At 63.1% G+C, this 26,564-nt stretch carries 22 protein-coding genes; 9 read left to right on the top strand and 13 right to left on the bottom strand.

Going from position 1 to position 26,564, the window contains the following annotated elements:
* The first annotated feature begins 27 nt into the window (after positions 1-27).
* Complete coding sequence (locus AC3CB8_RS07380) at positions 28-1,308, top strand: cysteine desulfurase-like protein (RefSeq protein WP_023772600.1); 1,281 nt, start codon at positions 28-30, stop codon at positions 1,306-1,308.
* A gap of 188 nt (positions 1,309-1,496) precedes the next feature.
* On the opposite strand, the gene AC3CB8_RS07375 is transcribed toward AC3CB8_RS07380, so the two are convergent.
* Entirely contained in the window at positions 1,497-2,417 is a 921-nt protein-coding gene (locus AC3CB8_RS07375) for a LysR family transcriptional regulator (protein WP_352726552.1), read from the bottom strand.
* Between the two features lie 90 nt (positions 2,418-2,507).
* On the opposite strand from AC3CB8_RS07375, the gene AC3CB8_RS07370 reads away from it, so the two are divergent.
* Together AC3CB8_RS07370 and AC3CB8_RS07365 are read left to right on the top strand one after the other, a co-directional pair.
* Positions 2,508-3,521 carry an NADP-dependent oxidoreductase gene (locus tag AC3CB8_RS07370; RefSeq protein WP_352563267.1) on the top strand — a complete coding sequence of 338 codons (1,014 nt, stop codon included), beginning with the start codon at positions 2,508-2,510 and terminating at the stop codon, positions 3,519-3,521.
* 67 nt (positions 3,522-3,588) lie between these two features.
* Entirely contained in the window at positions 3,589-3,894 is a 306-nt protein-coding gene (locus AC3CB8_RS07365) for a putative quinol monooxygenase (protein ID WP_488377272.1), read from the top strand.
* 284 nt (positions 3,895-4,178) lie between these two features.
* On the opposite strand, the gene AC3CB8_RS07360 is transcribed toward AC3CB8_RS07365, so the two are convergent.
* From AC3CB8_RS07360 to AC3CB8_RS07340, 5 genes are all read right to left on the bottom strand, one after another.
* Positions 4,179-5,009, bottom strand: coding sequence for a dipeptide ABC transporter ATP-binding protein (locus AC3CB8_RS07360; protein ID WP_023772596.1), 831 nt, complete (start codon positions 5,007-5,009; stop codon positions 4,179-4,181).
* Positions 5,006-5,863 (bottom strand): ABC transporter ATP-binding protein, encoded by an 858-nt coding sequence (locus AC3CB8_RS07355; RefSeq protein WP_023783372.1) that lies wholly within the window; start codon positions 5,861-5,863, stop codon positions 5,006-5,008. The genes AC3CB8_RS07360 and AC3CB8_RS07355 overlap by 4 nt, the downstream gene beginning before the upstream one ends.
* A gap of 2 nt (positions 5,864-5,865) precedes the next feature.
* A complete protein-coding gene (locus AC3CB8_RS07350; RefSeq protein ID WP_198030214.1) occupies positions 5,866-6,720 on the bottom strand; it encodes an ABC transporter permease subunit in 855 nt (284 codons plus the stop codon).
* Between the two features lie 70 nt (positions 6,721-6,790).
* Positions 6,791-7,798, bottom strand: coding sequence for an ABC transporter permease subunit (locus AC3CB8_RS07345; protein ID WP_023772593.1), 1,008 nt, complete (start codon positions 7,796-7,798; stop codon positions 6,791-6,793).
* A gap of 50 nt (positions 7,799-7,848) precedes the next feature.
* Positions 7,849-9,441, bottom strand: a complete 1,593-nt coding sequence (locus tag AC3CB8_RS07340) for an ABC transporter substrate-binding protein (protein ID WP_023772592.1) — start codon at positions 9,439-9,441, stop codon at positions 7,849-7,851.
* A gap of 466 nt (positions 9,442-9,907) precedes the next feature.
* On the opposite strand from AC3CB8_RS07340, the gene AC3CB8_RS07335 reads away from it, so the two are divergent.
* Together AC3CB8_RS07335 and AC3CB8_RS07330 are read left to right on the top strand one after the other, a co-directional pair.
* Entirely contained in the window at positions 9,908-11,935 is a 2,028-nt protein-coding gene (locus tag AC3CB8_RS07335) for a long-chain fatty acid--CoA ligase (RefSeq protein WP_023772591.1), read from the top strand.
* On the top strand, positions 11,935-12,660 hold the full coding sequence (locus tag AC3CB8_RS07330; RefSeq protein ID WP_435052998.1) for a class I SAM-dependent methyltransferase: 726 nt from the start codon (positions 11,935-11,937) through the stop codon (positions 12,658-12,660). Before AC3CB8_RS07335 ends, AC3CB8_RS07330 begins: the two co-directional genes overlap by 1 nt.
* Here AC3CB8_RS07330 and AC3CB8_RS07325 read toward each other — a convergent pair.
* Positions 12,644-13,366, bottom strand: a complete 723-nt coding sequence (locus AC3CB8_RS07325; RefSeq protein ID WP_023772589.1) for an HAD family hydrolase — start codon at positions 13,364-13,366, stop codon at positions 12,644-12,646. The two genes, AC3CB8_RS07330 and AC3CB8_RS07325, sit on opposite strands and share 17 nt — an antisense overlap.
* Before the next feature lie 5 nt (positions 13,367-13,371).
* The gene (pgi, locus tag AC3CB8_RS07320; protein WP_352563268.1) at positions 13,372-15,015 is read right to left on the bottom strand and encodes a glucose-6-phosphate isomerase; all 1,644 of its coding nucleotides are present in this window, start codon (positions 15,013-15,015) and stop codon (positions 13,372-13,374) included.
* 336 nt (positions 15,016-15,351) lie between these two features.
* On the opposite strand from pgi, the gene pdxR reads away from it, so the two are divergent.
* The 3 genes from pdxR (at position 15,352) to AC3CB8_RS07305 (ending at position 19,903) form a co-directional block, all read left to right on the top strand.
* Entirely contained in the window at positions 15,352-16,845 is a 1,494-nt protein-coding gene (gene pdxR / locus AC3CB8_RS07315) for a MocR-like pyridoxine biosynthesis transcription factor PdxR (protein ID WP_352563269.1), read from the top strand.
* A gap of 185 nt (positions 16,846-17,030) precedes the next feature.
* On the top strand, positions 17,031-18,614 hold the full coding sequence (locus tag AC3CB8_RS07310) for a trimethylamine methyltransferase family protein (RefSeq protein ID WP_488377271.1): 1,584 nt from the start codon (positions 17,031-17,033) through the stop codon (positions 18,612-18,614).
* A 59-nt stretch (positions 18,615-18,673) separates the two neighbouring features.
* Entirely contained in the window at positions 18,674-19,903 is a 1,230-nt protein-coding gene (locus AC3CB8_RS07305) for an aromatic ring-hydroxylating oxygenase subunit alpha (RefSeq protein WP_023772586.1), read from the top strand.
* Positions 19,904-19,929: 26 nt separating this feature from the next.
* Here AC3CB8_RS07305 and AC3CB8_RS07300 read toward each other — a convergent pair whose 3' ends face one another.
* The 4 genes from AC3CB8_RS07300 to AC3CB8_RS07285 all read right to left on the bottom strand — a co-directional run bounded on the left by AC3CB8_RS07300 (position 19,930) and on the right by AC3CB8_RS07285 (position 24,698).
* Complete coding sequence (locus AC3CB8_RS07300) at positions 19,930-20,328, bottom strand: hypothetical protein (protein ID WP_352563271.1); 399 nt, start codon at positions 20,326-20,328, stop codon at positions 19,930-19,932.
* Positions 20,329-20,457: 129 nt separating this feature from the next.
* Positions 20,458-21,849 carry a chromate efflux transporter gene (chrA, locus tag AC3CB8_RS07295; RefSeq protein WP_352563272.1) on the bottom strand — a complete coding sequence of 464 codons (1,392 nt, stop codon included), beginning with the start codon at positions 21,847-21,849 and terminating at the stop codon, positions 20,458-20,460.
* Positions 21,846-22,664 (bottom strand): chromate resistance protein ChrB domain-containing protein, encoded by an 819-nt coding sequence (locus tag AC3CB8_RS07290; protein ID WP_352563273.1) that lies wholly within the window; start codon positions 22,662-22,664, stop codon positions 21,846-21,848. The genes chrA and AC3CB8_RS07290 overlap by 4 nt, the downstream gene beginning before the upstream one ends.
* A 228-nt stretch (positions 22,665-22,892) precedes the next feature.
* Positions 22,893-24,698, bottom strand: a complete 1,806-nt coding sequence (locus tag AC3CB8_RS07285; protein WP_023792627.1) for an IlvD/Edd family dehydratase — start codon at positions 24,696-24,698, stop codon at positions 22,893-22,895.
* Between the two features lie 151 nt (positions 24,699-24,849).
* Here AC3CB8_RS07285 and AC3CB8_RS07280 point away from each other — a divergent pair, with 151 nt between their 5' ends.
* Positions 24,850-25,299 (top strand): SRPBCC family protein, encoded by a 450-nt coding sequence (locus tag AC3CB8_RS07280; RefSeq protein ID WP_015314114.1) that lies wholly within the window; start codon positions 24,850-24,852, stop codon positions 25,297-25,299.
* Between the two features lie 18 nt (positions 25,300-25,317).
* On the opposite strand, the gene AC3CB8_RS07275 is transcribed toward AC3CB8_RS07280, so the two are convergent.
* Positions 25,318-26,496, bottom strand: coding sequence for an Mrp/NBP35 family ATP-binding protein (locus AC3CB8_RS07275; protein ID WP_023772581.1), 1,179 nt, complete (start codon positions 26,494-26,496; stop codon positions 25,318-25,320).
* Positions 26,497-26,564: the final 68 nt, after the last annotated feature.

Below are 26,564 nucleotides of genomic sequence, written 5' to 3'. Positions count from 1 at the left end.
CTACAGAGAACTTCGCAGGAGACGACCATGAACAAACATCAAGCCGCCAGTGCGACCGGCACGTCCGGCGCGTTCCCTGTTGAAAGAATCCGCGCCATGTTCCCTGCCCTGCAGCGGGCCGGTGATTTCATCTTCATGGACAACGCCGCCGGGGCGCAGATTCCGCAGAGCGTGCTCGACGCGGTGACCAACCATCTGATCTCGCACAATGTGCAGCGCGGCGGGCGTTATGGCCGCAGCGTCACCGTCGACGAGTCGGTCGCCGATGCGCGGACAAGCGTTGCGCTGCTGATCAACGCCTTCAGCCCGGCGGAAATCTGCTTCGGCATGAACGCCACCTCCTTCATCCGCCTCGTCAGCCTCGGCATCGGCCAGATGCTTTCTGAACGCGACGAGATCGTCATCACCGACATGGACCACGACGCCAACATCGCGACTTGGCTGGCGCTGGAATCGGCCGGCGCCAAATTCAAGTGGTGGCGCATGCGTGAAGATGGCAATCTGCATGTCGACGATCTCAAGCCGCTGGTTTCGGACCGCACTCGGCTGGTCGCCTGCACGGTGACGGCGCACTCGATCGGTTCGATCGTCGACGTCGCGTCGGTCGCGCAAATCGCCCATGCCGCCGGCGCCGAAGTGTTCCTCGACTGCGTGCATTACGGGCCGCATGGGCTGATCGACGTACAAGCCTGGGGTTGCGATTATCTCGTCTGCTCCGGCTACAAGAATTTCTCGCCGCACATGGGCTTCCTGTGGGGCCGCTTCGAGACGCTGAAGCGGCTGCCGACCTTCCGCGAGGATTTCATTCCGGACGAACCGCCCTACAAGGTCGAGGCGGGCACCTTCATCTACGAGAACGTGTCGGGCATGGACGCCGCCGTGCAATATCTGGAACTGATCGGCCGCAATCTGGCGCCCTCCAACAATCGCTCACGGCGCGAAAACATCGTCGCCGGCATGGGCGCCATCCGCGACTACGAGCTGGTGCTGGCGCGCGAGATGCTTGGCGTGCTCAGGGATTGCGGAGCGACGATCTATGGCGTTGCCGACGAAGCCCGCATCAACGAGCGCGTGCCGACCTTCTGCTTCAACATCGGCAAGCTGTCGCCGCAGCGGATCGTCGAGGACATGGCCGAGATGCAGATCGGCATCCGCGACGGCCACATGTACGCGCCGCGGCTGATGAAGCGCCTCAACCTCAGCATGGACAGCGGCGCCATCCGCGCCTCGCTGGTGCACTACAACACGGTCGAGGAGATCCACAAGTTCGGCGAGGCTTTGCGGCAAATCATAGCCAGGCTTTCGTGATCGACGTCCAGTCCAGGAAGGGGCTGGGAGCGGCCATTCGGATATGCGTTTCGGAACGGCGGGAACGGCCGACAAGCGACAGTCCGCCTTTGGGTTAACGGCTGGAGAAAGCTGCCGTTCGACTGGCCGGAATCCAACGGCCGCTGACGACCCACAAGCGGCCCTTCCGCGGCAGATCAGTCGATGCCTCAAACTGTCATTCGCAGCGTGAAAGCGGAGTCGAGCATGGTCAGAAAGGCGCGCACGGCAGGGTTAGCGCGTCGGCTTGCCGGCCAGAGCACGGTCACGTTATTTCGCTCGACCGCGAACGTGGACAGCACGGGGACCAGTTCGCCGCGCTTCACATAGGGAGCCGCCATAAAGGAAGCGCCTATGCCTATCCCACCGCCGGCTGCCAGCATGATGAGCACGGCATCGCTGGCATCAGCGACCACACCGGAATTGGGCACAATCTCGATTTCACGGTCGCCAATCCGGAAGGGCCAGCGAAAGGTCTGGCCTGTGCTCTGATAGCGAAGATTGACGGTGTCATGCCCTCCCAAGTGATCAGGATGGGTCGGGGTGCCGCGTTCCTCGAGATAGACTGGCGATGCGAAGCAGCAAAGCCGATGTGGTGCGAGCTTGCGTGATAGTAGCCGGGTGTCAGCCAGATCACCGATGCGTACGGCGAGATCGATGCCTTCCTCAATCATGTCCACCATCTGGTCACCCAGCCTGAGGTCGACGACCAGGTTCGGATGGAGCCGGCGGAAAGCCGGTAAAGCGGGAGCGATCACGTGGAGTCCGATCGGCAGCGACGCGGCCACGCGCAACGTGCCCGATGGTTCGGAGCGCGCGGTCATTGCCGTCTGCTCGATTTCCTCCGCCTCGCGTAGCAGACGCAGCGCGCGCTCATGCAGGTCGCGCCCCTCTGGCGTGAAGGTGAGCGAGCGCGTCGAACGGGTAAACAGCGACACCCCCAAATGCCGCTCGAGCCGCTGAACGCTCTTGCTGACCGCGGACGGGGAAATCGACAGCGCGCGCGCCGCTGCCGTGTAGCTGCCCAGCGATCCGGCACGAGCGAAGGCGATGATGCCAGTGAGCCGATCCAACGTAATATGTTCCGCCATGGCATTACTTAAGTGCCATCGGCACCGATTATCAACCGGAAGTGCCGCCACTAGATTCGTTCCAATGACAGGTGAGCGGAGATTTGATCAATGAGCGATAAGATGAAGGCAGTCCGTCTGCACGCATTCGGTGGTCCCGAGGTGCTGGTGTACGAAGACGCGCTGAGGCCGGATGTGAAGCCCGGCGAGGTGCTTGTTCGCGTCCAGGCGGCGGGGCTTAATCCGCCCGACTGGTATCTGCGGGACGGCTATCGCGCACTGCCGCCACAATGGCGGCCCAACCCGTCCTTCCCACTGATTCTCGGCACGGACGTTTCGGGCGTCATTGAAGCGGTTGGCGCCGAGGTCGCTGAGTTCAGCATCGGCGACGAGGTCTATGCAATGGTTCGCTTCCCCGATGACCTGATGACGGGTAGCAATGCCTACGCGCATTATGTCAGTGTGCCGGCATCGCATGTTGCGTTGAAACCAGCCGGCATCGACCATATTCATGCGGCCGGCGCGCCGATGTCGCTTCTGACAGCATGGCAGCTCTTGATCGAACTTGGCCACGATGAGCCAAATCCGTTCCAGCCCTCCCGGCACGAGCCGGTGCCCCTCGACGGCAAGACGGTGCTCATCAACGGTGCCGGAGGCGGCGTCGGGCATCTGGCCGTCCAGTTGGCGAAATGGCGGGGGGCTCGCGTCATCGCGGTGGCATCAGCCAAGAACGAGGCGCTGATGCGCGATCTCGGCGTGGATCAGTTCATCGACTACAAGACAACCGCGGCGGACGATGTCGTCCGAGACGTCGACCTCGTCCTCGACGCGGTGGGCGGCGCGGACATGGAGCGCTTCTTCCATGTTCTGAAGCCGGGCGGCACGCTGTTCCTGGTCAACCCGCTGGGCTTCGCTGGTCACGAGGAGGCAGAGAAGCTGAGCATCACGGTCTCGTCCACACAGGTTCGATCCAATGGCGCGCAGTTGGCAAAAGCCGCCCGCCTGCTCGACGACGGCATTGTGCGAGTCGTCATCGACAGCACATTCCCGCTGGCCGAGGCATCGCGCGCGCATGAGCGGGCCGCCGACGGCAGTATTCAAGGCAAGATCGTGCTGGCCGTTTGATTTGTTGCTTTCAGCCGCCCGATCGTCGGAAGTGCAGACGGTCGAGCGGGATCCATCAAGGTAACCCATGATGCTGATTGTTACCGGCTATATGTACGTCGAGCCCTCGTCGGTCGCCGAGTTTGTCCAGGATCTCCAGAACCTCGCCATAGCTACCCGGCAGCGGGACGGAAATCTTTCCTATGACGCGGCTGTGGACGATCCGCTTGCCGGTCGCCTCCTGATCGCCAAGCGGTGGAGAGACCAGGCCGCACTCACTGCACATCTCCATGCTACCGACACGATGGCGTTCGTTGGTCGATGGGGCGATACCATCAGGGGTGAAATTCTCAAATACGACGTGCTGCGTGAACGTGGCCTGATGGACGAGTAGCAAAGTACGCCGGTGAGCGTAGAGCGGCAGTCGGATCGTCGGCATATCTGCGCTCGCAACCGGCGCAGTGGACGGCAGCTATCGACAGCTCTTGTCCTGATAGCTGCCGGACCGCTCACCACGCCGTCATGGACATTCCGGCCGGCTAAGCGGACCGGCTGCTTCTAGAATTTGTCTCGGGTCGCGCCAACAACTGAAATCTGGCAAGAAGCGATCGTCCAGGTCTTGGCGTGTAAGTCGGCTTTGGGGGAAACTCGGTCGTTCAGAGCAGTTGGCTTTTGACTCTAGGCGGCCTTCTTCTTCGCCAGCCGCGCCTTGATCGACGCAACGTCCGCGCGTGGCGTCGCGGCGAACAGCGTCTTGGTGTAGCTGTGCTTGGGGTCGGCGAAGACCTCGTCGCGCGAGCCGTATTCGACGGCCTCGCCGAAATACATGACCATCACATCGTCGGCGATGTAGCGCACCACGGACAAATCGTGGCTGATGAAGACGTAGGTCAGCTGGAACTCGTCCTGCAGGTCGGCGAGCAGGTTGAGCACCTGCGCCTGCACGGAGAGATCGAGCGCCGAGACCGGCTCGTCGAGCACCAGCAGGCTGGGGTTCAGCATCAGCGCACGGGCAATGGCGATGCGTTGGCGTTGGCCGCCCGAGAACATGTGCGGATAGCGATTATAGTGCTCGTGACCGAGACCGACCTTCTTCAGCATCTTCATGGCGAGGTCGCGCCGTTCGGCGGCCGGCTTGTCGGTGTTGATGAGCAGCGGTTCGCCCAGCACATCGCCGATCTTCTGGCGCGGATTGAGCGATCCGTAAGGGTTCTGGAAGACGATCTGCACCTTGCGGCGCATCTCCTTCGTCAATCCACCTTTGGCGATATCGACCTTGTTGCCGTCGATGAACAGCTCGCCCGAAGTCGCGGGATCGATCAAGGTGATGATGCGGGCGAGCGTTGACTTGCCGCAGCCGCTTTCGCCGACGATGGCCAGCGTCTTGCCCTTGTCCACCGTGAAGGAGACGCCCTTGACCGCATGTACGGTGCGCGGCCCGGTGAACAGGCCGCCGCCGATATGATAGTCGCGAACGATGTTCTTGCCTTCGAGAACCGTGGTGCTCATGCGGAGGCTCCCGCGGCCGAGGGGGCAGGCTCGAACAGCATGTCGGACACAGTCGGCAGCCGGTCGCCGATTGCGTTTTCCGGCAGCGCCGACAGCAATGCGCGCGTATAATTGCTTTTCGGCGATTCAAACAGCGACAGCACGTCGGCCTCTTCCATCTTGCGGCCCTTGTACTGGACGATGACGCGGTCGGCGGTCTCGGCCACGACGCCCATATTGTGGGTGATCATGATCAGGCCCATGCCGTATTTCGCCTGCAGCGAGACCAGAAGATCGAGGATCTGCTTCTGGATGGTGACGTCGAGCGCGGTGGTCGGCTCGTCGGCGATCAGAAGCTTCGGATTGCAGGCGATGGCGATCGCGATCATGACGCGCTGGCACTGGCCGCCGGACATCTGGTGCGGAAACGAGCTCAGCCGTTCTTCCGGATCGGCAATGCCGACCAGTTTCATCAGCTCGATGGCGCGGGCCCGGCGCTGGGCGCGATCCATGCCCATGTGGAAGCGCAACACTTCCTCGATCTGGAAGCTGACTGTGAAGCATGGGTTGAGGCTGGCGATCGGCTCCTGGAAGATCATCGAGATGTCCTTGCCGACGATCTTGCGGCGTTCGGACGGGCTGAGCTTCAGCAGGTCGACGCCGTCGAAAGCCATGCGGTCGGCCTTGACCGTCGCGGTGTTGGGCAACAGCCCCATCACCGCCAGCATCGAGACCGACTTGCCGGAGCCTGACTCGCCGACGATCGCCAGCACCTCGCGCGGCTCGACCGAAAGGTCTATGCCTTGCACGGCCATGAACGGTCCGGCGGCGGTGTCGAAGGAAACGGTGAGATTCTTGATCTCGAGCAGGGACATGCTCACGACCTCTTCAGCTTGGGGTCGAGCGCGTCGCGCAGGCCGTCGCCGATCAGGTTGATGGCAAAGACGGTGATCAGGATGGCGAGTCCGGGGAAGGTCACCACCCACCAGGCGCGCAGGATGAACTCGCGAGCTTCGGCAAGCATGGTGCCCCATTCCGGCGTCGGCGGCTGCGCCCCCATGCCAAGGAAGCCGAGGGCTGCCGCCTCGAGGATGGCATTGGAGAAGGACAGCGTCGCCTGCACGATCAGCGGAGCGATGCAGTTGGGCAGGATGGTGACCAGCATCAGCCGGAGATGGCTGGCCCCGGCGACCTTGGCCGAGACTACATATTCGCGGGTCTTCTCCGCCATCACGGCCGCGCGGGTGAGCCGGGCGAAGTGCGGCTGCAGCACGAAGGCGATGGCGATCATGGCATTGACGAGGCCAGGGCCGAGCACCGCGACCAGCACCAGGGCCAGCAACAGCGACGGGAAAGCCAGGATGATGTCCATGATGCGCATGATCAGCGTGTCGACCCAGCCACGGCAGTAGCCGGCGAGCAAACCGAGGACGACGCCGGAGATCAGCGCCGTGGTGACGACGACGAAGCCGATGGCGAGCGAGAAGCGCGAGCCGTAGATCAGGCGCGAAAGCATATCGCGGCCGACGGCGTCCGTGCCGAGCAGGAATTGCGCGTTGCCACCCGCCTGCCAGGCCGGCGGCGTCAGGAAGAAGTCGCGGAACTGGTCATCAGGCGAATGCGGAGCGAGCAACGGCGCGAAGATTGCGATCAGGATCAGCAGGGCGAAGACGAAGAGGCCGATCACCGCGCCCTTGTTGATCGAGAAATAGTGCCAGAATTCGGCGAACATCTGCAGCCGCGCATCCTGCGGCTTGACGACGGTCGCCGCTTCGACGGTGGCTGGGCCTTCATTGGTCATGTCAATTCGCCCGGATGCGCGGGTTGATGACGGCATAGAGCACGTCGACGATAAGGTTCACCGACATGACGATCAGCGCGATCAAAAGCAACCCGCCCTGCACGGTGAAATAGTCGCGCTTGGAAATGGCGTCGATCATCCACTTGCCGATGCCCGGCCATGAAAAGATGCTCTCGGTCAGGATGGCGCCGGTCAACAGCGTGCCGACCTGCAGGCCGATCGTGGTGACGACCGGGATCAGCGCGTTGCGGAAGGCATGCAGGCCGATGACGCGCCGCGGCGCCAGCCCCTTGGCGCGCGCGGTGCGCACATAATCCTCGCCCAGCACTTCGAGCATGGCCGAGCGGGTCTGCCTGGCGATGACCGCCAGCGGAATGGTGCCGAGCACGATGGTGGGCAAGATGAGATGCGACACCGCCGAGCGGAAGGCGCCCTTCTGGCCCGAGATGAGGGAATCGATGGTCATGAAGCCGGTCACCGGCTTGAAGAAGTAGAGAAGGTCGATGCGGCCCGAGACCGGCGTCCAGTGCAGCGTGCCGGAAAACACGATGATCAGCAGCAGCCCCCACCAGAAGATTGGCATGGAATAGCCGGCGAGCGCGGTGCCCATGGTCAGCTGATCGAACCAGGAGCCGCGGCGGATGGCGGCGAAAATGCCGAAGGCGACACCGAGGACGACGGCGAAGACCATGGCGAAGATGGCGAGTTCGACCGTGGCCGGGAACCGCACCAGGAAATCCTTGAGCACCGGCGTCTTGGTTGAAAACGAGGTGCCGAAATCGCCGCCGAGTATATTGGTCAGATAGGTCAGATACTGTTGCCAGATCGGCAGGTCGAACCCGAACTGGTGCATCAGCGCCGTATGGCGTTCGGGCGACAGGCCACGTTCGCCCGCAAGCACCAGCACCGGATCACCGGGCAGGATGCGCACGAAGCCGAAAGCGAGGATGGTTATCCCGATGAAGGTCGGGATGATGAGGGCGAGCTTGCCGAGGATATAACGCAGCATGGCGGGCGAGGTGGGGCGGCGCCTTGTGGCGCCGCCCCGTTTCGCGAACCTTATTCGGCGATATCGACGCCGTCAAAGCGATGGATACCGAGCGGATCCATCGCAAAGCCGGAGACGGTCTTCTGCATCGGCATGAACACCTTGGAGTGGGCGAGCGTCGCCCACGGTGCCTGCTCCTTGAAGATGACCTGTGCCTGTTCGTAGAGCTTGGTGCGCTCGGCCTGGTCGGAAACCGTCTTGGCCTTGTTGATGAGCGCATCGAAGTCCTTGTTGCACCATTCCGCGCGGTTGTTCGAACCGACGGAAGCGCAGCTCAGGAGCACGCCGAGGAAGTTGTCCGGATCGCCATTGTCGCCGGTCCAGCCAACGATGACGGCGCCGTCGTGATCGACCGCGGAAGCGCGCTTGAGGTATTCACCCCAATCGTAGCTGACGATGTTGACGGTGACGCCGACCTTTGCGAAGTCCGCCTGGATCAGCTCGGCGGTGCGGCGCGCGTTCGGCATGTACGGACGCGAGACGGGCATCGCCCAGACGTTCATCTTGAGGTCCTTGACGCCGGCCTCTTCAAGCATCTTCTTGGCCGCGTCCGGATCGTACGGGTCGTCCTTCACGTCCTTGTTGTAGGACCACATGGTCGGCGGGATCGGGTTGATCGCCACCTGGCCGGCGCCCTGGAACACGGCATCGATGATGGCCTTCTTGTTGATGGCCATGTTGAGCGCCTTGCGGACACGCACGTCGTCGAACGGCTTCTGCTGGGTGTTGTACATCAGCGCGCCGACGTTGAGGCCTTCCTGCTCCGCGACCGTCAGGTTCGCATCGGCCTGCAGGCCGGCAATGTCGGCCGGTGCCGGGTAGGACATGATGTTGCATTCGCCGGCCTTCAGCTTCTGCGCGCGCACCGCCGGATCGGTGGTGATGGCGAAGACCAGATCGTCGATCTTCTGCTTGCCGCCCCAATAGTCCGGGTTGGCCTTGTAGCGGATGGCGGCGTCGGCCTGGTAGTCGACGAAGATGAACGGCCCAGTGCCGACCGGCTTCTGGTTGAACAGTTCAGGCGTCTTGTCGGCCTGCAGCTTGTCGGCATATTCCTTCGAGACGATCGAGGCGAAATCCATGCCCAGCGTCGGAATGAAGGTGATCGCCGGTTCCTTGAGGCTGAACTTCACCGTCAGGTCGTCGACCTTCTCGACCTTGGTGATGTTGTCACCGAACTGGTCATTGTAATACTGGTAGGCGATGCCCGGTATGTACTGGAACCAGGGGCCATTCTTGTCAACCTGGCGCTCGAAAGAGAACACCACGTCGTCGGCGTTCAGGTCGCGGGTCGGGGTGAAGTAGTCGGTGGGCGCGAACTTGACGCCCTTGCGCAGCTTGAAAGTATATTCCTTGCCGTCGTCGGAAATGGTCCAGCTGTCCGCCAGACCGGGCGAGACCGAGGTCTTGCCGTGATCGAATTCGACAAGGCGGTTGAAGACGGTACGCGAGGACGCGTCGAACGTCTGGCCCGCGGTATACGGCGCCGGGTCGAAACCCTCCGGCGACGCCTCAGCGCAATAGACCAGAGTTTTCGCGTTGGCCACGCCGCCCAGGACGCTTGCAGCCAGCAACGCGGCTGCAAAAGTCAATTTCTTCTTCATTGAGCACTCCCTGATGTTCTTCCAAGCCCCTCTATCAGGCTCGCGAAGCGCGCATATAAGCACCGTTTTTCCGGGTTTGGAACACCCCGTTTGCTTACCCCTCGGGAAGCAGGAAAAAAATCCGCGATTTTGCTAAATGGCAGAAAAAATTAGCAGTTTTTTCTATTCACGATATTATTAACGACCGCATTTTTTTATTGATCTGACCCCTGGTCACAACGGTCCCGCGCCCAGTATTCATCCGCCGCCGGGTGCGGAAAGATGCCGTTCCAGCCATGGCCGGCGGAAAGATTTTCGGTTGCATATCTTTCGGCATCCTGCCGCAAGGGCAAGACTTGCACCGCCGCCGATAGAGGCAATACATAGATAGGCAGCTGGCGGCAGCGGAGGGACGTCTCCATCAATCTGGAGGCGGCGCGGTAGGGCCCAGCGAGAACAGGCGACCAGGGTTGTCGAGGAGGAACGGGTGGCAAAAGCATCGAAGGCGCCGGTGAAAGCGTCGGCCAAGGCGAGGCCTAGACCTGCCGCCGGCGCCGTCGGGCAAGGCAAGGCGGCCGCCGGCAAGGCCGCGACCGCGAAGGCGGCGGCCGCCAAGAAAGCACCCGCGGCAAAAGCCGTGGCCACCGCCAGCACCGCCGCGAAGCCGGCGACGAAGGCCGCGCCAGCAAAGGCGCCCGCGACCAAGGCCGGATCGGGCAAGGCCGGAACGGGCAAAACCGCGACGACGAAGAGTTCGCCAGCAGTGAAGGCTGCACCGGTCTCGAAGCCAGCGACAGCGGCCAGCCAGCGGCTGCCGAAGGCGCTCACCGAACTCGCCGTCGGCCTGCCGCAAAAGCCATGGCTCAACAGCTATCCCAAGAACATGCCGGCCGAGATCGGCGCCCTTCCCTACGGTTCCATCGGCGACTTCCTCGTTGGCGCCTGCAAGCAGTTCGCCGGCCAGCCGGCTTTCACGTGCATGGGCAAGTCCATCACCTACGCGCAGCTCGAACAGTCTTCGGCGGCCTTCGGTGCCTACCTGCAGTCCACAGGATTGCAGAAGGGCGCGCGTGTCGCCCTGATGATGCCGAACGTGCTGCAGTATCCCATAGCGATGATGGCGGTCGCCCGCGCCGGCTTCACGGTGGTGAACGTCAATCCGCTCTACACGCCGCGCGAACTGGAGCATCAGCTCAAGGATTCCGGAGCGCAGGCCATCGTCATCCTCGAAAACTTCGCCAACACCCTGCAAGCGGTCGTCGCAAGGACCTCGGTCAAGCACGTCGTCGTCGCGGCCATGGGCGACCTGCTCGGCGGCCTGAAGGGCTCGATCGTCAATCTTGTCGTGCGCCGCGTCAAGAAGATGGTGCCGGCATGGTCATTGCCTGGCCATGTCAAGTTCAACGCGGCCCTCAAGGCTGGCCGCGGCATGACATTCAAGCCGGCCACGGTGGCCGCCAGCGACGTCGCCTTCCTGCAATATACCGGCGGCACCACCGGAATCTCCAAAGGCGCGACCCTCTCGCACAGTAATGTGCTGGCCAATGTCGCGCAGAATGCGCTGTGGCTGCAGGACGCCTACACCGTCAAGCCAAAGCCGGCGCATCTCAATCTCGTCTGCGCACTGCCGCTCTACCATATCTTCGCGCTGACGGTGAATGCGCTAATGGGCATGCAGATGGGCGGCCAGAACATACTGATCCCCAATCCGCGCGACATTCCCGGCTTCGTCAAGGAAATGGGCAAGTATCCGATCCATATCTTTCCAGGCCTCAACACGCTGTTCAACGCGCTGCTCAACAATGAAGACTTCCGCAAGCTCGACTTCAAGCCGCTGCTCTTGACGCTGGGCGGCGGCATGGCGGTACAGAAGGGTGTCGCCGAGCGCTGGAAAGCGCTGACCGGGTGCCCCATCAGCGAAGGCTATGGTCTTTCGGAGACCTCGCCGGTGGCGACGGCCAACAAGTTCAGCTCCGGCGAGTTCACCGGCACCATCGGCCTGCCGCTGCCTTCGACCGAAATCGCCATTCGCGACGACGACGGCAACAACGTACCGCTCGGCGAGGTCGGTGAGATCTGCATCAGGGGACCGCAGGTGATGGCCGGTTACTGGAACCGGCCGGACGAGACAGCCAAGGTGATGACCAAGGACGGCTTCTTCAAGTCCGGCGACATGGGCTTCATGGACGATCGCGGCTTCACCAAGATCGTCGACCGCAAGAAGGACATGATCCTCGTCTCCGGCTTCAACGTCTATCCGACCGAACTCGAGGAGGTCGTGGCGGCGCATCCCGGCGTGCTCGAAGTGGCGGCCATCGGCGTGCCGGACGAGCATTCGGGCGAAGTGCCGAAACTGTTCATCGTCAAGAAAGACCCGGCCCTGACCGCCGAGGCCATCACCGCCTTTTGCCGCGAGAACCTGACCGGCTACAAGCGGCCTAGATACATCGAGTTCAGGACCGAATTGCCGAAGACGCCGGTCGGCAAGATCCTGCGGCGGGCGCTGCGCGAATAGTGGGGCTCGCCAACGACGATACGCCGGACCAACGCCCGCGCCTCGAACCGGCGGAATTCATCAAGGCGAACATGCGCCTGGCATCGGTGCCGGCACTTCCCGAAATCCGGCTTTATACCTCCCACCCGAGCAGCGGGCTGAGGCGTCTTGTGGAAGACGATGATGCCGATTCTCAGGAGCCGCAACCGCCCTATTGGGCCTATGCGTGGGCAGGCGGCGCCGTGCTGGCGCGCTATGTGCTGGACCATCCGGAGATCGTGGCGGGCCGCCGCGTGCTCGACCTTGGAGCAGGCTCCGGCATCGTCGGCATTGCCGCCGCGAAGGCCGGCGCGGGTGCGGTGATGGCCGCCGAGGTCGATCGGAACGGCGTTGCCGCGCTGGCGCTGAATGCAGCGGCCAATGGCGTCACGATCACGATAATGGGGAACGACATCACCACCGGGCCGCCGCCCGCCGTGGACCTGGTGCTCGCCGGCGACGTGTTCTACGGGCAAGGTGTCGCCCTCGGGATGATGCCTTTCCTCGACCGCTGCCTCGCCGCCGGCGTCGAGGTGCTGGTCGGCGATCCGGGCCGGGCCTATCTGCCCCGCTCGCGGCTGCGGCTGGTTGCCGAATACAAGGTGCCGGATTTCGGCGAGGCGAAAGACGCCTCGCTGAAGCCGAGCGCTGTCTTTCGCCTTGAGACCGAACCGTCCCTCGCCCTGCCGATCAGACCGTCTCCTTGACCCGTGCCGAAAGGAAATCCGGCAGATCGGCAACCGAATCCAGGATGACATCGGCGATCTCGGCCAGCGATTCGCGCGTGCCGGTGCCGGAGAGCACGCCGACCGCCAGGCCGCAGCCGCCGGCACGCGCCATTTCGAGATCGTGTCTGTTATCGCCGACCATGGCGATCTCCGACGGCTTGAGCCCCGTAAGATCGCAAAAGGCCTGGATGGTGTCGGGAGCGGGCTTGGGGTTGGCCACCGCGTCGTAGCCATAGGCGGCGTCGAACAGTTGCGCGACACCCAGCGTGACAAGCGTCTTTTCCGCGCCGCTTGTCGAATCGTTGGTGGCGACGCCAAGCCGGTAGGATCGCCTGTGCAGCAGAGCCAGCGTGTCGGCGATCCCTGGCAGCGCCACCGCCATCGTCGAGCCCTGCACCGAGGTGATCTCGTTGAAACGGGCGACGGCCAGCATCTGGTCTTCGTTGGACAGGCGCGGGAACCACAGTTCGACAACGTCGAGATTGGTGCCGGAGGCAAAGATGGAGTCGGGCTTGAAGCGCCGGTTGGCGAAATCGAAGCCCGCGGCCGCGAGCAGCCTGTCGGCTTTCCAGCGATCGCCGTCGGCCGCGTCCATGGCCATGAAGTCGGCGACGCCGAGCCAGGTCGCGTTGAAGTCGACAAGCGTTCCGTCCTTGTCGAACAATATCCCCTTGATCTCAGCCAAGCGCTTCACTCCGAACCACGCAATTGGTGGATGCGTTCCACAAGGCCCCTGGTCGAGGCATCCCGGTTTGCGGCGCTTTCCTTGCCTTCCACGACAGGCAGGAGGCCGGTGGCCAGTTCCTTGCCGAGTTCGACGCCCCACTGGTCGAAGGAATTGATGTTGAACAGCGTGCCCTCGACGAAGACGCGGTGCTCGTAAAGCGCGATCAGCCGGCCGAAGGTGCGCGGGTCGAGCTTGCGGTAGAGGATGGTCACCGAGGGCCGATTGCCGGAGAAGACACGATGCGGCGCGATACGGTCGACATCGGCAGGCTTCATGCCCTTGGCCAGCATCTGCGCGCGCGCCTCTTCCAGCGTACGGCCCTTCATCAGCGCCTCCGACTGCGCCAGGCAGTTGGCGAGCAGCAGGTCATGCTGATGCTTGAGATCAGGTTCGTGGCCGACGGCGGCGGCCAGGAACTCGACCGGGATCAAATCGGTGCCTTGGTGCAGCAGCTGGAAGAAGGCGTGCTGGCCGTTGGTGCCTGGCTCGCCCCAGACCAGCGGCCCGGTCGGCGTCATCACCGGAGTACCGTCAAGGGTGACGCTCTTGCCGTTCGATTCCATGTCGAGCTGCTGCAGATAGGCCGGCAGTCTGGAAAGGCGCTGATCGTAGGGAATGACCGCGCGGGCTGGATAGCCGCAAACCACGCGGTGCCACCAGCCGACCAGCCCGAGGAGCGCCGGCAGGTTTTTGTGGAGCGGCGCGGTGCGGAAGTGTTCGTCCATTTCGTGCGCGCCGTCGAGGAAAGCGCGAAAATTCCTTGGGCCGATGGCGATCATGACCGGCAGGCCGATCGCGCCCCAAAGCGAATAGCGGCCGCCGACCCAGTCCCAGAAGCCGAAGACGCGATCCGGCTCGATGCCGAACTTGGCCACCAGGTCGAGCGCGGTCGAGACGGCGGCGAAATGCTTGCCCACGGCCTGCTTGCCGAGCGCCTTCTGCACCCAGTCGCGCGCCGTCCGCGCATTGGTCATCGTCTCGACCGTGGTGAAGGTCTTGGAGGCGATGATGAACAGCGTGGTTTCGGCGGACAGCCCCTTCAGCGTGTCGTGGATGTGAGCGCCGTCAATGTTGGAGACATAGTGGGCGCGCGGGCCGTCATGATAGGGGGCGAGCGCCAGCGTCGCCATCGCCGGACCAAGGTCGGAGCCGCCAATGCCGATGTTGACGATATCGGTGATCTTCTTGCCTGTGGCGCCTGTTGCCTTGCCGGAGCGAATGGCATCGGCGAAGGTGCCCATGGCATCGAGCACGGAAATCACATCCGCCCTGACGTCCTGGCCGTCAACCGTGACGCCCTTGCCGCTCAGGTTGCGCAGCGCCGTGTGCAGGACGGCGCGGCCCTCGGTGGTGTTGATCTTCTTGCCGGCGAACATGGCGGCCCGACGGCCTTCGAGATCGGCTGTGGCGGCGAGCTTCTCAAGGAAATCCATGGTCGTCGCGTCGACGGCGCATTTCGACCAGTCGAGCAGGAGGTCGCCGTCAGCGGCGGAGAATGTCTTGAAGCGCTGCGGATCGGCGGCAAAGGCCTGGCGCATATCGCCCGGGGCCGCGGCGCGATGGTCGCGCAGGGCGGCAAGCTGTTTCTGGAAGGCTGACTGATCCACTGGCGGGGACTCCTGGCGTTTTCGACGCACCATATCAGACCGGATGTTTCCGGCGCGTGTCGTCGCGCTCCCAACTATTGAGCTGAAATCCCTCCGGTCAATACGCGGCAATGACGCAGCACATCAAGATGCGATGACGTGTATCGGGCAAGGAGGTGGGTACCGAGGGGGCGATGGGTATCGAGGAGCGAGGGGCCGCGCCTTATTTCGAGCTTGAAGGATCACTGGCATAAATCCCAAAGATCAGAAAAATTGATTGGCGCAACCCCTTGTGCCACGGTTACGTTCGGCTGGTCCAGCCAAGCGAAAAAAGCTGGCCATCGAGGAACATATTCCATGCCACAGAGAAACGACACGGCGATATGGTCCGGCCTGTTCCGGATTTCGGCTGAATCCGGCCAGACCCTGCAGGCGCAGATCCGCCAAGCCATCGTGGCCGCCATTCTCGACCGCCAGATCGCCGCTTCGATGCCGCTGCCTTCCTGCCGGATCCTGGCCGAAAAACTCGGCGTGGCGCGCGGAACGGTTGTCCTGGCCTTCCAGCAGCTCGTCGACCAGGGTTTCCTGGTGGCACGCGAGCGGCGCGGCCATTTCGTCAATCCGGACGTGCTGGCGACACCCGCCAAGCCGCATCAGAAAGCACCCGACCAGGCCAACGAGATCGACTGGAAAGCGCGCCGGCAGATCGCGGCAAGCGACATGCCGCCGCCCGCCAAGCACGAGAACTGGATCAAGTCTTCCTACCCGTTTGTCTACGGCCAATTCGACCCGGCGCTGTTCCCTACCGCCGAGTGGCGCGAGTGCAACCGCATGGCGCTGGCCGTGCTGGAGATCCGCAACTGGGCGTCCGACATGGTCGACCGCGACGATCCGCTGCTGATCGAGCAGATCCAGGCACGGCTGCTGCCCCGGCGCGGCATCTTCGCCAATCCCGACGAGATCATCGTCACGCTGGGTGCCCAGAATGCGCTCTATATGCTGGCCTCGCTGCTGATGACCAAGGGCTCGAAAGTGGCGATGGAGGATCCAGGCTATCCCGACGCACGCTCGATCTTCCGGCTCGCGGGCGCCGACATCGAGCCGGTGCCAGTGGACCAGTCCGGTATCGTAACCTCTTCTATTCCCAATGATTCCGGCTTCATCTTCGTCACCCCCAGCCATCATTGCCCGACCATGGTGCCGTTGTCGGCGGAGCGGCGGCAGGACCTTCTGGCGCGCGCCAACCGGCACAACCAGATCATCATCGAGGACGGCTATGACAGCCAGCTTCTCGACGAGGCGCCGCAGCAGGCCTTGAAGAGCCTCGACCGTTCCGGCCGCGTCGTCTATGTCGGCTCGATGTCGAAGACGCTGGCCCCAGGCCTGCGGCTTGGCTACATCGTGGCTTCCGCTGGACTAATCGCCGAACTCAGGGCGCTGCGCCGCTTCATGCTGCGCCATCCGCCGGCGAACAATCAGCGCGCCGTGGCGCTCTTCCTGTCTCTCGGCCATCACGAAGCGCTGGTGCGGCGGCTGTCGAGCGCCTTCGACGAGCGGCGCAAGCGGCTGGTCCATGCGATTTCGGCCTTCCTGCCGGAATGGCGTTCCACCGATTCGGCCGGCGGCACGTCGCTGTGGCTGGAAGGGCCCCGAGGCACCGATTCCCGCGGTTTGGCCGAAGCCGCGGCCTCGCGCAGCGTCATCATCGAGCCCGGCGACCGCTTCTTCGACCGCACCGAGAAGCCTTCGCGTTTCATGAGGTTGGGCATTTCCTCTATCGCTCTGCAGCACATCGAGCCCGGCATCCGGGAACTCGCCACCGCCGCCGGACGCAGGCCGGCCGCCGCCTGATCATCAATCCGACTTCTTCACCGGAGCCGCTTCTCAGCGGCTCCGGTTTGTTTTAGATCTGGCACATGTAGCTAGGCCAGCTGGCTCATAGGATGGGCCAGTGCCGGCGGCATAGTCGGCGTCAGAGAAGAAGCAGGTTGATGGTGGACCAACCGCCACGAGACTGCCGGTAGAGGTGGAGTGCCATGCCAGTGGCTGTCGAAAAGCAGGACATGCCGGCGAACCGTCGTCCACAACGCTCGGGCGGTCGCGAAACGGGATATGCGGGGAAATCAGCCATTCCACCAAATGGGCCACTACTCCAAGCCATGGAAGGCGGCGGTTACAGACCTTTGCGCGGAAACGACTGCGAGCGCATCCATGAGGGCGTGCTGACGCTTCTGGAAACCGTCGGGTTCGCCAACGCCATCCCGTCCTGCATAAAAGTCCTGACCAAGGCGGGCGCCACCCATGGCGACGATGGCCGCATCCGTTTCCCGCGTGCGCTCATACTCGACACCATCAAGCGTGCCGCGCGGCATTTCACGCTGCATGGCCAGGACCCCAGGCACGACATGGTGATCCAGGGCAAGCGCGTCCACTACGGCACAGCGGGTATCGCCGTGCATCTGGTGGATCTCGAAAAACGCGAGTATCGCGAATCGAAGCTGCAGGACATCTATGACGCCGCCCGCATCGTCGATGGACTGAGCAACATCCATTTTTTCCAGCGGCCGATGGTGGCGCGCGACATCGCCGACCCGCTCGATATGGATTTCAACACGCTCTACGCCTGCGTGATGGGGACATCGAAGCATGTCGGCACGTCCTTCACCGTGCGCGAGAATGTGAAGCCGGCGCTCGAAATGCTCTATGCCATCGCCGGTGGCGAGGAGAATTTCCGCGCCCGGCCATTCGTTTCCAACTCCAACTCCTTCGTCGTGCCGCCGATGAAGTTCGCCGAGGATGCCTGCGGCGTGCTCGAGGCCTGCGTCGAAGGCGGCATCCCTATCCTACTCCTGTCCACCGGCCAGTCCGGAACAACCGCTCCGGCGGCGATGGCCGGCGCGGTCGCGCAGGCAGTGGCCGAAGTGCTGACCGGCCTGGTGTATGTCAACGCACTCAAGCCGGGACATCCGGCGATCTTCGGCGCTTGGCCGTTCATGTCGGACCTGCGCACCAACACCATGGCCGGTGGCTCGGCCGAACAGGCGGTGGTAACGGCGGCCTGCGCGCAGATGGCGCAATTCTACGACCTGCCGGGCGGCTCGGCCGCCGGCATGACAGACTCGAAACTGCCCGATATCCAATCCGGCTACGAGAAAGGCATCACCAATGTGATGGCCGGCCTTTCGGGCCTCAATCTCGTCTACGAATTGGCCGGCATGCATGCCTCGCTGCTCGGCTTCTGCCTGGAAAGCCTGATCATCGACAATGACATGCTTGGCCATTGCCTGCGCTGCGCACGCGGCATCGAAGTGACGGACGAAGCGCTGTCGATCGACACCATCGCCGATGTCTGCCTCAAGGGTCCGGGCCATTACCTTGACAACGAGCAAACGCTCAAGTCGGCGCAGGCAGAGCGTTTTTATCCCGCCTTCGGCGATCGTTCCTCACCGAAGGAATGGAACGAACAAGGCCGGCCTGATATATTGGCCCGGGCGATCGACGAAAAGAAGCGCATCCTTGCGGAACGATTTCCGCGGCACGTGCCCAAGCTGGTCGACGACAGATTGCGCGCCCGCTTCGGCAACCTGATCCACCTGCCGCGCGCGAGCATGGGCGGCTAGCCAGAAGACCGACACACAGACAGCCATCCGCCAGAACCAACCATTGGGCAGAACGATAAATGAGCGTCTATCCTATCCAGCAAGCCGCAAATACCGAAGATGCCATCGATCGGCTGGTGGCCTCGCACCGGCCAGGCTACGGCCTGACGCGCCCATTCTACCATGACCAGGATATTTTCGAGCGGGACATGGAACGTCTGTTCCGCCGCCACTGGCATTGCCTGACGCATGCCAGCGTCATTCCCAATCCCGGCGACTTCGAACTGTTCAAGCTCGGTGACGAGGCGATCATCCTGTCGCGTGGCATGGATGGCACCGTGCATGCCATGCTCAATGTCTGCCGCCATCGCGGCGCCGAGGTCTGCACCAAAGAGAAGGGCAACGCGAAAGTGTTCGTCTGCCCGTACCATGCGTGGACCTATTCCAATGACGGCTCGCTGCGCGCCGCCAGGCTGATGCCGAAGGATTTCGACCGCACCGCGCACGGGCTGAAGAAACTCCATGTGCGCGTCGCGACTGGCCTTGTCTTCATCTCCTTCGCCGAGACGCCACTCGATTTCGATCCGATCGAGCAATCTTTGCGCACGAGTTGCGGGCAATATGGTTGGGGCGATGCCAAGGTGGCCTATCGCCAAAGCTATCCGCTCGACGCGAACTGGAAGCTCGCCGTCGAAAATTACGTCGAATGCTACCATTGCGGACCGGCGCATCCCGAATATTCGCAGACGCACGCGCTGGAAAAACCCGCGGAAATGATCGAGCAACTCAATGCCGCGATGGAACAGCGGACCTGCGCTCTCGGCATCGAGATCGGCAGCGGTGATCGCTGGCAGAATTCGGCCGCCGGCCAGGAGGCGATCCACACCTTCCGCTACGCGCTTTACGACGGCGTTTCGAGCGGCAGCCGGGACGGCTCCCCCGTCGCGCCCCTGATGGGCCGCTTCACCGACTACGACGGCGGCGTCACCTCCATCCATCTTGGCGGCACGACTTTCCTCGTCTGCTACCCCGACCACGGGATGATCTACCGGTTCATCCCGAAAACCGCTCAGACCTGCGAGATGGAACTGATCTGGCTGGTGCGCGGCGATGCCGTCGAAGGCCAGGACTACGATCTGGAGAAACTGACCTGGCTTTGGAAGGTCACCACCGACGAGGACAAGAAGATCATCGAGCATACCGCGCGCGGCGTACGCTCGCACTATTTCGTGCCCGGACCGATCGCGCCGATGGAGTACAACGAGCTGCGTTATATCGGCTGGTATCTCCAGGAGATAAGCCGGGCTTAGAGCGATTCAGCGTTTCACGAAAGCGCTCAGCCAGTGCTCAGCCTGAAGCGCTCAACCACCTCGGCGTTGATCAGCTTGGCGTGCAGTGCCATCAGCACGATCTGTGCATCGAGACCGTCGCCGGTTTCGATAGCGGCCTCGATCCGGTGCTCCGCGTCGAGCCGCTGCTGTGGACCTTGCACACGCTCGAAGGTTTCCGGCCCGGCTATGCAGTAGCTGAACAGGTTCGCTACCCGCGGATAGGCCTGCGGCGGCGGCTGCTCGGGCCAGTGGTCCTTCATCAGATTGACGATGGTTAGTTTCACCCCTTCGGGCACCAGGGCGGGATGCAGGTCGGCGCCTCGCAAGGCGGCATCGAGCTGCCGCAAATCACCCGAGCGTCCGAACATGCCGAGAAAGCCGAGGGAAGAGCGTCGTCCCGCCATTGCTGGTCCAATCCGTTTTCCACCAGTTAGGTGGTCCGCAAGCGGAATACAAAGGAGCCGGAAATCTAATGTATCCGTTTTGATGCATGTCGTTGTCCCGGAACTGAAGACGCTTCCGGGCGACATGCACTAGCCGCCCGCGGCCAGCAGCAACACGCCGGCAAGAGCGCATCCCGCAAGCGTCGGCAGCACACCGGTTTTCAACTTGAGAATGGCGACCATGGCGGCCACCGAAAGCAGCGCGGCTCGCCAGTCGATCGACGAAAGCACCGGCACATTCATGCCAAGCCCCGTCATGCGCACCTCGCGGAAGACGACGTGCAAGGCGAACCACAGAGCAAGGTTCATGATGACGCCGACCACGGCGGCCGTGATCGCGCCGAGCGCGGCCGACAGCGCCTTGTTGCCGCGCAGGGCCTCAATGTAGGGCGCGCCGAGGAATATCCAGAAGAAGCAGGGTGTGAACGTTACCCACAGCGTCAGCAGCGCTCCAAGCGATCCGCCAAGCAGCGCGTCCAGCGAGCCGGCGTGGCGAAACGCGGCGATGAAGCCGACGAATTGCAACACCAGAATGAGTGGACCCGGCGTGGTCTCGGCAAGGCCGAGGCCATCGACCATTTCACCAGGGGCGAGCCAGCCGAAGGACTGCACGGCTGCCTGCGCGACATAGGCAAGAACCGCATAGGCGCCGCCGAAGGTGACCACCGCCATGAGGCTGAAGAACCCGCCAATCTGCGTCCACACGCTGCTCGTCCCGGTGAACGCCCAGAGCAACAGAACCGGCCCGAGCCAGATCGGCAGCCAGATCGCGATGGTGCGCGGCGCATGCCATCGTGTCGGCCTGGTATGGGCTAGTTCGCCGCGTTCGAACATCAGGTCGACCGCGCCCCTGATATCGGGAGCGTCGTTGTTGCCGTGCGCCCCGCCGGAAAACAGGGCTGGCGCGACACGGTTTCCCACCCATCCCGCGAATCCCGCCATCAGGACGATGAGCGGAAACGGGATGGCGAGCACATAGATGCCGAGAAAAGCGCAGAGCGCGATCGCCACCATCAACCGGTTCTTCAAGGCGCGGCGGCCGATGCGGATCACCGCCTCGACCACGACCGCGAGCACGGCGGCCTTGACCCCGAAGAACAGCGCCGTGACCAGCGGGACATCACCATAGAGCGCATAGAGAATGCTCAGGATGAGCATGACGAGTGCGCCGGGCACCACGAACAGGACACCCGCGACAAGGCCGCCGATCGTCCTGTGCAGCAGCCAGCCGATATAGATGGCGAGTTGCTGGGCCTCGGGACCGGGAAGCAGCATGCAGTAGTTCAGCGCATGCAGGAAACGCTGTTCGCCGATCCAGCGCCGGTCCTCGACCAATTCCTTGTGCATGAGCGCGATCTGCCCCGCCGGTCCGCCGAAGCTCAGCAATCCGATCTTCGCCCAGAGTTTCGTGGCTTCGCGGAAGGTCGGGACCGCCGGCGCCTCGACGATGTCGGCATCTTTCCCCGAAATGAGGCTGCTCATGACGGCTTTGCCCCGCCCGGCCAGTTGTGCGTCTCGTCAGTGGCGTCGCGACACCAGCGGAAGAACGCGTCATAGAGCATCGTGCCGGCCTCCAGCTGCTCCAGATCGTCGCGGAACATGCGTGACAGGCCAAGCGAGGCGGCCAGAAATCCGGCTGCCTGGGGAACGAGATCCAGGCGTGCGGTGTCGGCCGCGCGCACGATCGTGGCAAGCCGATCGAGTGCCTGGGATTGCAGCCCGAACTCCTCGATCATCGTGTCGAAGGTGCAGCGCTCGCCGCGATGACTCCAGAACACATTGTCGATGTCGAAAGGCACGGCCTGAAAGCGGTCGGCAACAGCCGGAACTTCAGCGGGTTCGACGAAGAGAAACACCGCGTCGGGATCGATGAAGCGCCGGATCAGCCATGGGCAAGCGATGCGATCGACCTTCGGGCGAGCCCGCGTCACCCAGACGGTGCGGCCCTTTTCATCGCGGGACGGTATCTTGTCGGCGCGGACCAGAGGCCCGCCGGCATCGCGCCAGGCTTCGAAGCCGCCTCCGAGGGACTCGGCGGCAATGCCTTCATGCCGCAACCATGCGGCCACCCCTTGCGAAAGCTTTTGCCCCTTCTGGCAAACGACGGCTACTTGGCTGCCGGCAAGGTCGTTTGCCCAGGCCGAGACCGTTTTGAAGTTGCGCCGGTGAGAGGCCGGCAACAGGCGGGGGTCGGCGTCGTAATCTTCATCGATACGGACATCGACGATCACAGGTGCGCCCGGCAGACCAATCAGACGGGATAGTTGCTGTACGGTGATAGCGGTTGTTGACGGCATGGCGTCCACCTCCTGAAGAAGCCTGGACGCGAACATTGGGCTGACGCCTCACGGGGTCGTCGCGATACACCCCTTGTGATGATGGTGGAATTGTTGGGCTGGCTTGTCAAGGACGGAGCGCTTCCCGGCCTGTGGCCGTGACACGGCGGCCTGATCGAAGGCCGCCGGTCGTCGTCATCCATCATCAGTGACCAGCCAGGAATAATCGATGACTATTCCCAGGAATAATCAATGATTGTCGCGAGGCACCCCCATGGTGTGGGCGACATCCTGATATTTCACCGCCGGCTTCAGCACCATGCCGGCCGAGAACTGGTCGACCATGCCGCGCTGGATCTCCTGCCATGGCGTCTGGTGCTGGGGATAGTGATAGCCGCCATCCTTCTGCAACTCGGCGCGTCGCCGCGCGATCTCGTCATCGCTGACGAGGATGTTCGCCGTGCCCTTCCGCAGGTCGATGCGAACGCGGTCGCCGGTCTTGAGCACCGCCAGGCCGCCGCCGACCGCGGCTTCCGGCGAGGCATTCAGGATCGACGGTGAGCCCGACGTGCCGGACTGGCGGCCGTCGCCGATGCAGGCCAGCGCGTGGATACCCTTCTTGATGAGGTAGGCCGGCGGCTGCATGTTGACGACCTCGGCGCCGCCGGGATAGCCGACGGGACCGGCGCCGCGCATGAACAGGATGGTATGCTCGTCGATGCCTTGCGCCGGATCGTCAATGCGGGCGTGGTAATCCTCGGGGCCGTCGAAGACCATGGCGTTGCCCTCGAAGGCTTCCGGGTCGTTCGGGTTGGACAGATAGCGCTCGCGGAATTCCGGCGAAATGCCGCTCATCTTCATGATCGCCGAATCGAACAGATTGCCCTTGAAGTTGATAAAGCCGGCATTGGCCTTCAGCGGCTCGGCCACCGTACGGATGACGTCGGTGTTCTCGTTGGCGACGCCCTCGCAGTTGGCGCCGATCGACTTGCCATTAACGGTCAAGGCATCGGGATGCGGCAGCATTCCGGCCTTCATCAGTTCGGCGACCACGGCAGGCACGCCACCGGCGTGGTGATAGTCCTCGCCCAGATATTCACCTGACGGCTGCAGGTTGACGATGAGCGGCACTTTGAGGCCGATGGTCTGCCAGTCGTCATTGTCGAGCGGCACGCCGAGATGGCGGGCGATGGCGTTGAGATGGATCGGCGCGTTGGTCGAGCCGCCGATCGCCGAATTGACGACGATGGCGTTTTCGAAGGCCGCGCGGGTCATGATATCGGACGGTTTCAGGTCCTCGTGCACCATGTCGACGATGCGCTTGCCCGTTTCGTAGGCGATCTGGCCGCGCTCGCGGTAGGGCGCGGGAATGGCGGCCGAACCGGGCAGTTGCATGCCGAGCGCCTCGGCCAGCGAATTCATCGTGGTGGCCGTGCCCATCGTGTTGCAGTAGCCGGTGGACGGCGCCGAGGACGCGACGATGTCCATGAACTCGTCATAGCCGATCTCGCCGGCCGACAGGCGCTGGCGCGATTCCCAGACGATGGTGCCCGAGCCGGTGCGCTTGCCCTTATGCCAGCCATTGAGCATCGGGCCGACCGACAGCGCGATGGCCGGGATGTTGACGGTCGCCGCCGCCATCAGCAAGGCAGGCGTGGTCTTGTCGCAGCCGATGGTGAGCACGACGCCGTCGAGTGGATAGCCGTAGAGCACCTCGACGAGGCTGAGATAGGCGAGATTGCGGTCAAGGGCCGCGGTCGGCCGCTTGCCGGTCTCCTGGATCGGGTGACAGGGGAATTCGAAAGGAATGCCGCCCATCGAGACGATGCCTTCGCGCACACGCTTGGCGAGTTCGATATGGTGCCGGTTGCAAGGCGAAAGGTCAGAGCCCGTCTGCGCGATGCCGATCAGCGGTTTGCCCGACATCAGCTCGGCGCGAGTCAACCCGTAATTCAGGTAGCGCTCGAGATAAAGCGCCGTCATTCCCGGGTTGTCAGGATTGTCGAACCACTCCTGCGAGCGGAACTTTTTCTTTTTCGTGGGGGCGCCGGCCATCATGGTCTCCGTATTTGTATGACAAATCGATATGACAACGCGCGGATGCAGGCAAGGGGCACACGTGATCTGAATCCGGACTTTGGTGCGATAGACAGCTATCGAGCCGCACGCTACGACCAATCCGACATCGGCGATGCGGGAGGTTTAGATGGCTTTGGTGATCGAGGGCGAGGAACGTATCGCCGCACCCGTGCAGAAAGTGTGGGAAGCGCTGAACGACCCAACCGTCCTGAGGGGCGCCATTCCGGGCTGCCAGAGCCTGGAAATGAAATCGGCGACCGAGATGGCGGCAACGGTGGTGCTGAAGATCGGACCCATCAAGGCCACCTTCAACGGCGAAGTGACGCTCAGGAATCTCAAGCCGCCGCATGCCTACACCATCCAGGGCGAAGGCAAGGGCGGCATCGCCGGCTTCGCCAAGGGCGGTGCCGACGTCACCCTCACCGCCGACGGGCCGGACGCGACGGTCCTCAAATATGCGGCCAAGGCAGAAGTCGGCGGCAAGATCGCGCAGCTCGGCAGCCGGCTGATCGAATCGACGTCGAAGAAATTGGCCGGACAGTTCTTTTCGGCTTTCGGCGAGAAGGTGGGCGGCTGATACGCTCCCCGCGAGGGTTCACTCAAAGACGATGCTCGGCACAGCTGCTTCGGCCGCGCCGCGTTCCTCGTTGACCCTGTCCCAGACCTTGGAAGCGATATCGCGATAGATTTTCGCCTCGGCGCCATCCGGCTTCGAGACGACCACCGGCGTGCCGGCGTCAGAGCTCTCGCGGATCCCCATTTCAAGCGGCACCTCGCCAAGGAAGGTGACGCCCAGCCTCTCCGCCTCGCGGCGCGCGCCGCCATGGCCGAAAATGTCGTAGCGCTTGCCGGTATCCGGGGCGATGAAGTAGCTCATGTTCTCGACGATGCCGAGCAGCGGCACATCGACTTTCTTGAACATGTTGAGGCCCTTGCGGGCATCGATCAGCGCCAGGTCTTGCGGCGTCGAGACGATGACGGCACCGGCCAACGGCACCTGCTGGGCCATGGTCAGTTGCGCATCGCCCGTGCCGGGCGGCATGTCGACGACGAGCACGTCGAGCCGCCCCCATTCAACCTCACGCAGCATCTGCGTCAGAGCCGACATTACCATCGGCCCACGCCAGATCATCGGCGTCTCCTCATCGACGAGGAAACCCATCGACATCACCTTGAGGCCGTAATTCTCCATCGGTTTCAGGATCTTGCCGTCGATCGTCTGCGGCCGACCATGGATGTTGAGCAGCCTGGGCATCGACGGGCCATAGATGTCGGCATCCAGCACACCGACCCGCAAACCATTGGCGGCAAGACCAAGCGCCAGGTTGACGGCCGTGGTCGACTTGCCGACACCGCCCTTGCCGGAAGCAACCGCTATGATCGCCTCGATGCCGGGCACGCCGCGCTTGCCCTGGCTCTGCGAAGCAGGAGCATGCGGAGCCGCCCGCGGCGGCGCAGCGACCGGAGCCGTCGGCGCCGGCCTGGGTGCGGGGCGCGATGGAACCGACCCCTCCATGCCGCCGCCTTTCTTTTCAGCCGTCAGCGCAACGACCGCGCCGGCGACGCCGGGAATGGCCTTCACCACCCGCTCGGCGGCGGCGCGCAACGGCTCCATCTCCTGGGCGCGCGAGGCGGGAACGGTGATCGAGAAGAACACTTTCGAATCGGCGATGAAAATCTCCGAAACCATGCCGAGGTCGACGATGTTTCCGGTGAAGTCCGGCCCGTTGACCGTCTTCAGCCGCTCGATGACGATTTCCTTGGTGACGGACATGTTCTTTTCCTCAGCGTTCGGCACTTCAGATAATGCAGTTCTCGGGGAGAACCAAGCAGCCGCCTCGA

The sequence above is a fragment of the Mesorhizobium sp. P160927 genome, from assembly GCF_057766385.1.
The sequence above is the reverse complement of the archived record's forward strand: the minus strand, read 5'-3'. Positions and strand labels throughout refer to the sequence as shown.

Excerpts from the sequence above, each read along its gene's own strand:
- pdxR (WP_352563269.1), top strand. The coding sequence starts at position 15,352 with ATGCCACAGAGAAACGACACGGCGATATGGTCCGGCCTGTTCCGGATT.
- AC3CB8_RS07345 (WP_023772593.1), bottom strand. The coding sequence starts at position 7,798 with ATGCTGCGTTATATCCTCGGCAAGCTCGCCCTCATCATCCCGACCTTC.
- AC3CB8_RS07365 (WP_488377272.1), top strand. The coding sequence starts at position 3,589 with ATGATGCTGATTGTTACCGGCTATATGTACGTCGAGCCCTCGTCGGTC.
- AC3CB8_RS07350 (WP_198030214.1), bottom strand. The coding sequence starts at position 6,720 with ATGTTCGCCGAATTCTGGCACTATTTCTCGATCAACAAGGGCGCGGTG.
- AC3CB8_RS07380 (WP_023772600.1), top strand. The coding sequence starts at position 28 with ATGAACAAACATCAAGCCGCCAGTGCGACCGGCACGTCCGGCGCGTTC.
- AC3CB8_RS07375 (WP_352726552.1), bottom strand. The coding sequence starts at position 2,417 with ATGGCGGAACATATTACGTTGGATCGGCTCACTGGCATCATCGCCTTC.
- chrA (WP_352563272.1), bottom strand. The coding sequence starts at position 21,849 with ATGAGCAGCCTCATTTCGGGGAAAGATGCCGACATCGTCGAGGCGCCG.
- AC3CB8_RS07360 (WP_023772596.1), bottom strand. The coding sequence starts at position 5,009 with ATGAGCACCACGGTTCTCGAAGGCAAGAACATCGTTCGCGACTATCAT.
- AC3CB8_RS07300 (WP_352563271.1), bottom strand. The coding sequence starts at position 20,328 with ATGGCGGGACGACGCTCTTCCCTCGGCTTTCTCGGCATGTTCGGACGC.
- AC3CB8_RS07310 (WP_488377271.1), top strand. The coding sequence starts at position 17,031 with ATGCCAGTGGCTGTCGAAAAGCAGGACATGCCGGCGAACCGTCGTCCA.
- AC3CB8_RS07275 (WP_023772581.1), bottom strand. The coding sequence starts at position 26,496 with ATGTCCGTCACCAAGGAAATCGTCATCGAGCGGCTGAAGACGGTCAAC.
- AC3CB8_RS07305 (WP_023772586.1), top strand. The coding sequence starts at position 18,674 with ATGAGCGTCTATCCTATCCAGCAAGCCGCAAATACCGAAGATGCCATC.
- AC3CB8_RS07370 (WP_352563267.1), top strand. The coding sequence starts at position 2,508 with ATGAGCGATAAGATGAAGGCAGTCCGTCTGCACGCATTCGGTGGTCCC.
- AC3CB8_RS07355 (WP_023783372.1), bottom strand. The coding sequence starts at position 5,863 with ATGTCCCTGCTCGAGATCAAGAATCTCACCGTTTCCTTCGACACCGCC.
- AC3CB8_RS07280 (WP_015314114.1), top strand. The coding sequence starts at position 24,850 with ATGGCTTTGGTGATCGAGGGCGAGGAACGTATCGCCGCACCCGTGCAG.
- AC3CB8_RS07290 (WP_352563273.1), bottom strand. The coding sequence starts at position 22,664 with ATGCCGTCAACAACCGCTATCACCGTACAGCAACTATCCCGTCTGATT.
- AC3CB8_RS07340 (WP_023772592.1), bottom strand. The coding sequence starts at position 9,441 with ATGAAGAAGAAATTGACTTTTGCAGCCGCGTTGCTGGCTGCAAGCGTC.
- AC3CB8_RS07285 (WP_023792627.1), bottom strand. The coding sequence starts at position 24,698 with ATGGCCGGCGCCCCCACGAAAAAGAAAAAGTTCCGCTCGCAGGAGTGG.